Source organism: Longimicrobium sp., from assembly GCF_048594345.1.
GTDB lineage: Bacteria > Gemmatimonadota > Gemmatimonadetes > Longimicrobiales > Longimicrobiaceae > Longimicrobium.
Genome location: NZ_JBMDXM010000285.1, coordinates 1 through 9,751 on the forward strand (window position 1 = coordinate 1; position 9,751 = coordinate 9,751).

General features: G+C 70.2%; 6 protein-coding genes and 1 pseudogene. 5 read left to right on the forward strand and 2 right to left on the reverse strand.

Features of this window, described 5'->3' with window-relative positions:
- Positions 1-584: 584 nt before the first annotated feature.
- Positions 585-3,059 carry an ATP-binding protein gene (locus ACOJUJ_RS29550; RefSeq protein WP_420130526.1) on the reverse strand — a complete coding sequence of 825 codons (2,475 nt, stop codon included), beginning with the start codon at positions 3,057-3,059 and terminating at the stop codon, positions 585-587.
- Positions 3,056-3,640 (reverse strand): biliverdin-producing heme oxygenase, encoded by a 585-nt coding sequence (locus ACOJUJ_RS29555; protein ID WP_420130527.1) that lies wholly within the window; start codon positions 3,638-3,640, stop codon positions 3,056-3,058. The genes ACOJUJ_RS29550 and ACOJUJ_RS29555 overlap by 4 nt, the downstream gene beginning before the upstream one ends.
- 350 nt (positions 3,641-3,990) lie before the next feature.
- Here ACOJUJ_RS29555 and ACOJUJ_RS29560 point away from each other — a divergent pair, with 350 nt between their 5' ends.
- From ACOJUJ_RS29560 to ACOJUJ_RS29580, 5 genes and pseudogenes are all read left to right on the forward strand, one after another.
- Positions 3,991-4,176 carry a pinensin family lanthipeptide gene (locus tag ACOJUJ_RS29560; RefSeq protein WP_420130528.1) on the forward strand — a complete coding sequence of 62 codons (186 nt, stop codon included), beginning with the start codon at positions 3,991-3,993 and terminating at the stop codon, positions 4,174-4,176.
- Between the two features lie 517 nt (positions 4,177-4,693).
- Positions 4,694-7,444, forward strand: a complete 2,751-nt coding sequence (locus ACOJUJ_RS29565) for a PAS domain S-box protein (protein WP_420130529.1) — start codon at positions 4,694-4,696, stop codon at positions 7,442-7,444.
- Between the two features lie 393 nt (positions 7,445-7,837).
- Positions 7,838-8,299: an SET domain-containing protein gene (locus ACOJUJ_RS29570; protein ID WP_420130530.1), complete on the forward strand. Its 462-nt coding sequence runs from the start codon at positions 7,838-7,840 to the stop codon at positions 8,297-8,299.
- 81 nt (positions 8,300-8,380) lie between these two features.
- The gene (locus ACOJUJ_RS29575; RefSeq protein WP_420130531.1) at positions 8,381-8,962 is read left to right on the forward strand and encodes a DUF4126 domain-containing protein; all 582 of its coding nucleotides are present in this window, start codon (positions 8,381-8,383) and stop codon (positions 8,960-8,962) included.
- A gap of 351 nt (positions 8,963-9,313) precedes the next feature.
- Positions 9,314-9,751: pseudogene (locus ACOJUJ_RS29580) on the forward strand (hypothetical protein); the annotation flags it as partial.

The following is a 9,751-nucleotide window of genomic DNA, read 5'->3' on the forward strand; positions in this document are numbered from 1 at the left end:
TCTGGGCAAGCGAATTTATGTCGTACTCGCCGTCAGACCGCGAGAGCGCCACAATTCCAGCATCGCTGCTTGAGCACTGGGCGCAAACTCTGGCTTACGCCGCCTGAAAGGGCCAAAGTCAAGCTGAGGAAGGCGCCCACCGCGAGCGTTCGGGAACGCGCGGGAGTTCGTGCGCCGACGAAGGATCTCTCTCGGAAACGGGCGGGTCTCGCGCCAGGGCCGGTCGTAGCCGACAGGGTGGTGGGCCCATCCGGCAGATTCTTCGGTCGGCGCACATGCTCTGGTGCGCCTGGACAGGAGCGGGAGGGCGCCTCGCTCAGAATGACACCGATCCGCCGGTGCCTGAAGAAGGCGCGACCAAGGTGTGCGGGAACGCGCGCAGTCTGTGCGCCGACGAAGGATCTCTCTCGGAACGGGCGGGTCTCGCGCCAGGGCCGGTCGTAGCCGACAGGGTGGTGGGCCCATCCGGCAGATTCTTCGGTCGGCGCACATGCTCTGGTGCGCGTGGACAGGAGCGGGGGGGCGCCTCGCTCAGAATGACAGCGATCCGCCGGATCGTGCCGGTCCTGTACAGGGGTCGGGGATCAGCCGGCGGGGATGGTGAGGGTAAAGACGGAGCCCACGCCCACCTCGCTCTCGGCGCGCAGGTTGCCGCCCATGCGGCGCGCCAGCTCGCGGCTGATGGCCAGCCCCAGGCCCACGCCCTGGTCGTTGTGCGGGGTCACGTGCCGGTCCACCTGCACAAACGGCTCAAACACGGACTCCAGCTGTTCCGGCGGAATGCCGCGTCCCGTGTCGCGCACGTGGACGCGCACCTCGCCGTCCACGCGCGCACAGCCCACCTCTACACGGCCGCCCGCGGGGGTGAACTTGAGCGCGTTGGTGAGCAGGTTAAGCAGGATCTGGCGCAGCTTTTCTTCGTCGGCCAGCACCGCGCCGGCGCCGCAGTCGTCGATGGTCAGTTCCAGCGGCTTGGCGCGCATCTGCGGCCCGATCAGCGCCTCCAGCCCGTGCAGCAGCGGCGCCAGCGTCACCCGCTCCAGCGTGACCTGAACCTGGCCCGCCTCCAGCCGGGTAAAGTTCAGGATGCTGTTGATGAGCCCCAGCAGGTGCCGCTGGTTCACCTGGATGCGCTCCAGGTCTCCCTGCTGCTTTTCCGTCACCGGCCCGCGCGCGCCCAGCGACATGATCTCGGCGTAGCCGCCGATGGCGTTGAGCGGCGTGCGCAGCTCGTGGCTCATCACCGCCAGAAAGCTGGCCTTGGCCTTGTTGGCGTCTTCGGCATCGGCGCGCAGCTCCCGCTCGCGCACCAGCAGCTCCTCGCGCTCGGCGCGCTGGTGCATCAGCTCCTCGGCCTGCGTTTCCAGCTCCACCGCCGATTCTTCCAGCTGCGCGTTGGCCAGCTCCAGGTCGCGGTTCAGCAGGGCGATCTCCTCGGCGCGGCGGACGAGCAGGTCCAGGACGGCGCGGCGCACGTCCAGCGCCGCCTCGCGCGCGATCTCGCGCCACGGGGTGCTGGTGCCGCGCGCCTCCTCTTCCCACAGCTCAAAGCTGCCGCGCGGGTGCAGACGGGCGCTTCCATCCTCCGCGATCACCACCGGCTTGCGGGGATCCCCGGCCCAGCGCACGGTCTGCCGCTGCTCGCCGCGAAACCAGAGAACAAAGTCGCGCCGGTCGCGCGAAAGCGGCACGGCCAGCAGCCCGCTGGCCACGCGCGGGTAGTCCCCCGCCGGGGGAAAGTCGTCGGCCAGGCAGGTGGTGGCGTACACGTCGTCGCGGCGGGCGCGCAAGAACTCCAGCAGCGCGTCCAGCTGCGTGTCGTCCGGCGTGGTGCCCACGCGCAGGGTGCGTCCCTGCCGCACCACCGCGGCGCCGTCGGCGCAGGCCACGTCCAGCAGCGTGACGGGGCCGGTGGTCAGCACCTGCTCGGGGGTCTCGTCGTCGGCCAGGCGCGCCAGCAGCTTGCTTTGCGCCGCGCGCACCTCCAGGGCGTACTCTCGGTCGTCCAGGCGGTCGGCGGTGCCCACCTGCAGGCTGAGCGCCTGGGCCAGGAACTCGCACAGAGCCCGCACGTCGGCCGGCACGTGCTTGGTGCCGGTGTAGTGGTGGCCGCTGATGAGCCCCCACAGCTTGCCGCGGTGGATGAGCGAGATGACCAGGCTGGCCGTGACGCCCATGTTGGTAAGGTACTGCACGTGGATGGGCGACACGCTGCGCAGCACCGAGCTTCCCAGGTCCAGCGGCGCGCCCGTAAGCGGGTTGCTCTGCGGCACCAGTGGCGAGGGGACAAAGGCCAGGTCGGGGATGGCCCGCACCCAGCTGCGCAGGAACAGCGCCCGCGCCTGCGCCGGGATGTCCGACGCCGGGTAGTGCATCCCCAGCCAGGTTTCGATGTCGTCGCGCCGGGCCTCGCCGATGATCTCGCCGTGCCAGTCGGGGTGGAACTTGTACACCCACACGCGGTCAAAGCCGGTGATGGCGCGCATCTCCTCCGCCATCCCCTGCGCCAGCTCGTGAAGCGAGTTGGCGCTCTCCAGCCGCTGCGTCACCGACCGCATCACCACGCCAAACTGCTCCGGCACCACCCGCTCGCCGCCGCCCGCGGGCTCCAGCTCCAGCAGCAGCAGGCCGCCGCCGCGGTGCAGCGTGGCGTCGAACGTCCGGGTCTCGCCATCCGGCGTGGTTACCCACAATTCGGCAAAGGCGCGGTCCTGCATGCCCGTCGCCATCCGGCGCACCCGCTCTGCGGCCCCCTCGCCCAGCACCAGGGCCAGCGGCCGTCCCGGCAGCGTGCGCGCGGCCAAGCCCAGGTGCGCGAGCGACGATTCGCTGGCCTGCGCCACCTCCAGCCCCGGCTCGCGCAGGGCCAGCAGCACCCCGTACGGCTGCACGGCGCCGGGGATGTGGATGGGCTCGCGGTCGCAGTTGGTAAGGTCGATGCGCGCGTCGGGATCCACGAACGCCACGGGAGCGTCCGCGTCCGGGCTGAGCGGAACGGGCTCAATCTGGGTGCCCCGGCCCGGCGGCGGGGTGAACGGGGCGGGCGCCGTGTCGCTCACGCGGCCACCTGGCCGTTCAGCACTCCGGGAGCGGCCAGCCACGCCTCCAGCGCGGCAAAGCAGGCCACGGCGCCCGCCACCACCCCGGGGGCGGAACCCGTCTCGTCCGCAAAGCGGGTGACGGCCTGGCCAAACGCCTTCCACCGCTCGCCCGTGCCGTCGCCGTAGCCCTGGTAGTAGGCCGCCCCGTGCTCCGGCGTGACCCCCAGCGGCCCGGCCGCGTGCCGGTAGATGATCCGCCCGCCCAGCGTGGCGCCCTCCAGCACGTACAGCGCGCCCAGCGCCTCGGCCGCGCCGGCGATGCGGGCCCGCGGGGCGGCGGACTCGCACGGCGCGATGGCCAGCGCGCGCAGGTCCGCCCCCAGCAGGGGCAGCTTGCGCCGGCCGTCGTCCATCCCCGCCTCCACCACGCCCGGCGTGCGCCAGATCGCCGGCTCCCAGGTGGCGTGAAAGCCGTGCAGCGCGCGCAGCGCGGCGGCGTATCCCGCGAACGTGGACATCTGGTCCAGGGAAGGCATGGCGGCCTCGACGCGCGCGTGGTGGCCGGCCGTGGCGGATTTCAGTCGGGCGAGCAGCAACATCAGGAGCGGGAGCGGGGGTGCGGGCCGATGGATTCTGGCCCTTTTGCCCGTCCGGCGGCAAGAAGCAGACCGCACGTGACGAGCCCGCGTCCAGGCTTCCCGCGGCTGATCATCTCACCTCCAGGGTGCAGCACCGGCGGCACGACGGGAGCCTCTGAACCGTGTCCATCTCCTCCTTCCGTCCGCGTCCGCCCGTCGGTTGAGGCCCAGCTCTGCTCTCGGATCCTGATGACCTGCGCGCGTCAGGCTGGCCGGTACCGATTCGTTCGTCGATACGCTACGTTTACGGACCAAAACTGTGCGTGCATGTTCCGAGCGGCATGCACCGAACCCATTCCAGCGAGGGAACGATGAAGAAGCTGAGCCTGAAGATGGACGACCTGCGGGTTGCGAGCTTTGTGACCGACGTGGCGGCGGAGGAACGCGGCACCGTTCATGGTGCGCAGATTACCAGGTTCTGCACGCGCCACGAGTGCGTGGAGCCCTCGCAGCCGGGTTACGCCACGTACGTCAACAACATCTGCATCCGCTGCTGATCCCTGCTTTCGGGCCGGCGTCGCGCTCGCGGCGCCGGCCCTCTCGTCCGCTTGCCTGGCGCGCCGGTACATCATCCCTCAAACGGATTTGCACGCAGAGCAGCAGCGAGTCAGAGAAGCAGAGAACATCCCGCCGTTCCTCTGCTGCTCAGCACCTCCGCTGCTCCGCAGTGGCTTCGGACGGAGGAACCAGGATGATGTTTCAGCTCGCTTTCTCCGTCTGATGCTGTCCAGGATCTGGTGCTCGTCTTACAGGGACGGGATGCAGAGCCGCACCCGACGCGCCACCTCCCGCACCACCCGCGACAGGCTGAGGACGACGCGGACCGCATGAGCAATTCACGGCGGCTTATGCGTGCGTTGTGAAACGTTTGTACGGTATTACCTTTGTAAGCTGCCACCGAACACTGTCCGGCATGGTTCGTCCGGCTGGGGACGATTGTTCCCCCGGAACGGCAGGATGTGACGCGTCCGCCATCTCTGCCGTCCAACCGCCACCGTCCATGCGGGAACGTTCATGACCACCCCCGAAGCCGTGCGCGCCAGGCACCTGGAAGACGCGCTGGCCGTCGCCGAAGAACGGTTCTTCGCCACGTTCGAGCTGGCCCCCGTGGCGGTTGCCCACGTGGCGCCGGATGGCCGCCTGCTGCGCGTGAACCGCCGGCTGTGCGACCTGCTGGCGTACGAGTGCGGCGAGCTGCTGGGGCTGCGGATGCAGGACGTTACGCACCCGGCCGACCTTGCCGCCGACCTGGACCAGGCGCTGCGCACGGTGGCCGGCGAGCAGCCAGGCTACACCATCGAAAAGCGCTACCTTCGCAAGGACGGGGCGAGCATCTGGGCCGAGGTGCGCATGGCGCTGGTGCGCGAGCTGCCTTCGGAAAAACCGCTGTACTTCGTGGCCATGATCAACGACATCACGGCGCAGCGGCGGGCCGAGGAAGCCCGGCGGCGCACCACGGACGAGCTCACCACCCTTCTGGCCGGGCTTCCCGACATCGTCTCCCGGTTCGACACGCAGGGGCGGCACCTGTACGTGAGTCCGGCGGTGGAGCGCGCGACCGGGCTGGCGGCCAGCGAGTTCATCGGCCGCACCAACCGCGACCTGGGGATGCCCGAAGCGCTCGTGGCGCAGTGGGAGGCCGCCATTGGCGAGGTGGTGCACGCCGACGCGGCGCGCGAGGTGAGCTTTGCCTTTCCCACCCCGCACGGCGAGCGGCGCTACTGGACGCTGATGGTGCCCGAGCACGGGCCCGACGGCGCTGTCACCGGCGTGCTGAGCGTGGCCCGCGACGTGAGCGACGCGCCGCTGGACGGAATCTCGCCCGGCTACGCGGGGCAGGTGCAGCAGGCCGCGGCGGACGAGTTTCGCGGGATTTTCGAGCAGGCCGGGGTGGGGCTGGCCGAGGTGGCCCTGGACGGGCGGATGATGCGCGTGAACCGGCGCCTGTGCGAGATCCTGGACCGCGCGCCCGACGAGCTGCTGGCCCTGCGCTTTCAGGACATCAGCGAGCCCGAGGAGCTGGACGAAGACCTTGCGCGGCTGCGGCGGCTGGCGAGCGGGGAGACGACCGGCTACTCGATGGAAAAGCGCTACGTGCGCCCCGACGGCGAGCGGGTGTGGGCGGAGCTGAGCGTTTCGCTGATGCGCGGCCCGGACGGCGAGCCCCGGCACTTTGTCTCGGTGGTGCGGGACATCCAGGCCCGCAAGGACGCCGAGGCGCGGCTGGAGGAAAGCGAGGCGCGCCTGCGCTTTCTGGCCGAGATGATCCCCCAGCTGGTGTGGAGCACGCGTCCCGACGGCTACCACGACTACTACAACGCCCGCTGGTTCGATTACACCGGCCTTACCTTCGAGGACACGCAGGGCCCGGGGTGGAACGCGGTGCTGCACCCCGGCGACCGCGAGCGCGCCTGGGCCCGCTGGCGGCACTCGCTGCAAACGGGCGAGCCGTACGTCATCGAGTACCGCCTTCGCCGGCACGACGGCGCCTACCGCTGGTTCCTGGGGCGGGCCCTGCCGCTGCGGGGCGAAGACGGGCAGATCGAGCGGTGGTTCGGCACCTGCACCGACATCCAGGAGCAGAAGGACGCCGAAGGCACCTTGCGCGAGATGCAGGAGCGGCTGCAGGCCGCGCTGGACGCGTCGGCCACGGGAACGTTCCGCTGGAACATCCAGACGGGGGCGCTGGACTGGGATGCGGCGCTGGACCGGCTGTTCGGGCTGCCGCCGCAGGCCTCGCCCCGCTCGCTGGAAGGCTTTCTGGTGTGCGTGCACCCCGACGACCGGGGGCGCGTGGCCGCGGCGGCGGAGCGCTGCGCCCGGTCGGGCGGCGTGTTCCGCGAGGAGTTTCGCGTCGTCTGGCCCGACGGCACGGTGCGCTGGCTGCTGGACAAGGGCGACACCACGCTGGGCGCCGACGGCCAGCCGCTGTACATGACCGGCGCCTGCGTCGACATCACCGACCGCAAGGACGCCGAGCTGGAGCGCGAGGCGCTGCTGGACGCCGCCCAGGCCGCCCGGGGCAGCGCCGAGGCGGCCAGCCACCTCAAGAGCCAGTTCGTGGCCACCATGAGCCACGAGATCCGCACCCCCATCAACGCCGTGCTGGGCTACGCCGACCTGCTGGAGCTGGGGGTGCACGGCCCGCTGAACGACCCGCAGCGCGAGCAGGTGCTCCGCATTCTGCGCAGTGGCCGCCACCTGCTGGCGCTGGTGAACGACTCGCTGGACCTGGCCAAGATCGAAGCGGGCGAAATGCAGGTGCTGCGCGACCCGGTGGACGTGCGCGCGCTTTGCCGGTTGTCGCTGGAGATGGCGGAAACGCTGGCGGCGGCGCGTCAGGTGGCCGTGGTGGACGAGACGGGGCCGCTGGCGGGCGCTCTGGCATGGGGCGACGAGGACCGCATCCGCCAGGTGCTGGTGAACCTGGTGACCAACGCCTGCAAGTTCACGCCGGCGGGCGGCACCGTGCGCGTGGGCCGGGCACCGGCCGCGGGGCCTCCCGGCGCGGAAGAGGGCCGCTGGGTCGGCATTCAGGTGGCCGACACCGGGCCGGGAATCCCGAGGGAGATGCAGGAGCGCGTCTTCATGCCCTTTGTCCAGGACGACGCTTCGCGGGGTGACATCCGCGGCACGGGGCTGGGGCTGCCCATCAGCCGCACCCTGGCCCGGCTGATGGGGGGCGATGTGGTGCTGGCCAGCGTGCCCGGCCAGGGCGCGTGCTTCACCCTCTGGCTCCCCGAGGCCCCGGCAGACATCGTGTAGGCAGAGGGATGCCTGTGAAACCTCTTCCCCGCGCAGTCATCCTGAGGGAGGCGCCGCTCCGCAATATGCTGATACACAACGCCTGGGCGCCGACCGAAGGACCTTGCCTGCAGAACCAGGAGCCTTGAACGGCTCCCGAGGGCTGGCCCATCGCGACCCGACAAAGATCCTTCGGTCGCGCGCAAACCTCCGTGGTTGCGTAAGTTGCGGGTGTGCGCTCCCTCAGGATGACACCGCGCTTCTATGGGGACATCCAAGGTTTTCACGACTCTCTCAAGATGACTGGGCTTTGTTTTCAGTCGAGGGATTCGCAACACCAACCGAGGTGAGCCGGGGCAGGGAAGGATCCCGCTCGCCTTTTCGGGCGGGCGCGGGGCCGCTAGAATGCCGGCCATGGCGAACTACAACGTACGGCGGCGGCTGGCGCTGCGCCGGTCCGGCATTCACGGCAAGGGTGTCTTTGCGCGGGAGGCCATCCCGGCGGGCACCCGGCTGATCGAGTACACGGGCGAGCGGATCACGCAGCGGGAGGGCGACCGCCGCTATCCGTGGATCGAATCCATCCCCTATCACACGCTGCTGTTCACCATCGAGGACGATCTGGTGGTGGATGGGGGCGTAAGGGGCAACATGTCCCGCTACATCAACCACTCCTGCGATCCCAACTGCGAGTCGGTGATCGAGGACCGCCGCATCTACATCGACAGCATCCGCGACATCCTGCCCGGCGAAGAGATCACCTTCGACTATCAGATGATCATCCAGGGCCGCCACACCGCGGCGGAGAAGCGGCGCTTCCCCTGCCGCTGCGGCGCCGCCGGCTGCCGGGGCACCATGCTCAAGAAGAAGCGCTGAACGGCGGGCCGGGAGGGGTGGCTTCCTGGCGTTTCGCGATCTTGCGGAGACAAGGGAGATCGAGATGAAGGCGGTGCGCTGATGGATGCGCTTTCGGCGGCGGCGTTCGGGGTGGTGCTGGCGGCCACGGCGGGGCTGCGCGCCTTTCTTCCCGTGTTCAGCGCCAGCCTGTTCGCGTGGATGACGGACCTGCCGCTGCCCGACAACCTGGCGTGGCTGGAACGGGCGCAGACGGTGCTGATCTTTGGCGTGGCGACGCTGCTGGAGATCCTGGGCGACAAGATCCCCATCGTGGACCACGCGCTGGACGGCATCCAGGTGCTCACCAAGCCCGTGCTGGCGGCGCTGGCGGCCACGCCGTTCATCTACCAGCTGGCCCCTGAACAGTCCGTCGCCATCGGCATTCTGCTGGGCGCGCCGCTGGCGCTGGGGGTGCACTCCGCCAAGGCCACGGCGCGCCTGGGCAGCACCGCCACCACGGCCGGCGTGGGCAACCCGCTCCTGAGCATCGCGGAAGACGTGGCGGCGGTCGCGGCCATCGTCGTCGGCTTCCTGGCTCCGCTGCTCGCGCTTCTGTTGATGGCGGTGACGATCTTCTTCATCGTGCGGCTGGCGCTGCGGGTGCGCCGCCGGCGAAGGGCGGCGGGATCGGCCAGGAGTTAGGGCCATCCACGAAAGATTGGGTCTCACACGGAGTCAACGGAGTCAACGGAGTTCGTTCGTGCCGTTTCCGCTGCTCGCGCGGTGTGAAGCCGGATTGCCACGTGTCGGGTGCGGGTGGGGGATGTCGACGAGGCAGGATCTTTTGTGCGGGCGTCGGAAACGGGACGCAGATGGAATGCGGCAGGGTGCCATGAGAATTTTTTTTGGAGGGATGCGGATCGGCGGATGATCTCCGCGGCGCGATGAAGCAGGCCGTCCGCACCACCTGATGCGCGATCTTGAGAACCATCCGCCAGCTCGATGTCCGAGGTGAGCGGCACGCTGGCAGACGCTGGTCCTTCACTGGAGCCGATGAAAAAACTCTGGATCCTTTTCCTGCTGTTGGCGCCCGTGACGGGACTGGCGCAGACGCGCGCGGACTCGGCCCTGATTGGCGGAATTCTGGCCGCGGAAGACCGGCGCGACTCCGCCGACGCGGCGATCGCGGCGGGGCTGCGGCACGCGGACGCGCGGGTGCGGCTGATCGCCGGGCGGGCGCTGGGGCGCATCCGCGATCCGCTGTTCGCCGCGCGTGATTCGCTGCCGCCGGTGGTCGCGGCGCCCGCGTGGCCCGAGCCGGCGTGGCGGCTTCGCTACCGCGCGCTGGCCGGCCGGGGCGCGGACTGCGGCGCCATGCGAGCCGCGCTGGCCGACAGCGCGTGGCAGGTGCGGCTGCGCGCGGCCGGGCTGGCGGACGCGTCGTGCGGCGCGGCTTCGGCGTTCGTGCGCGTGCTGCGCGGATGGGTGGAT

Coding starts and splice junctions, on each gene's coding strand:
- ACOJUJ_RS29555 (WP_420130527.1), bottom strand. CDS start 3,640: ATGTTGCTGCTCGCCCGACTGAAATCCGCCACGGCCGGCCACCACGCG.
- ACOJUJ_RS29560 (WP_420130528.1), top strand. CDS start 3,991: ATGAAGAAGCTGAGCCTGAAGATGGACGACCTGCGGGTTGCGAGCTTT.
- ACOJUJ_RS29565 (WP_420130529.1), top strand. CDS start 4,694: ATGACCACCCCCGAAGCCGTGCGCGCCAGGCACCTGGAAGACGCGCTG.
- ACOJUJ_RS29570 (WP_420130530.1), top strand. CDS start 7,838: ATGGCGAACTACAACGTACGGCGGCGGCTGGCGCTGCGCCGGTCCGGC.
- ACOJUJ_RS29575 (WP_420130531.1), top strand. CDS start 8,381: ATGGATGCGCTTTCGGCGGCGGCGTTCGGGGTGGTGCTGGCGGCCACG.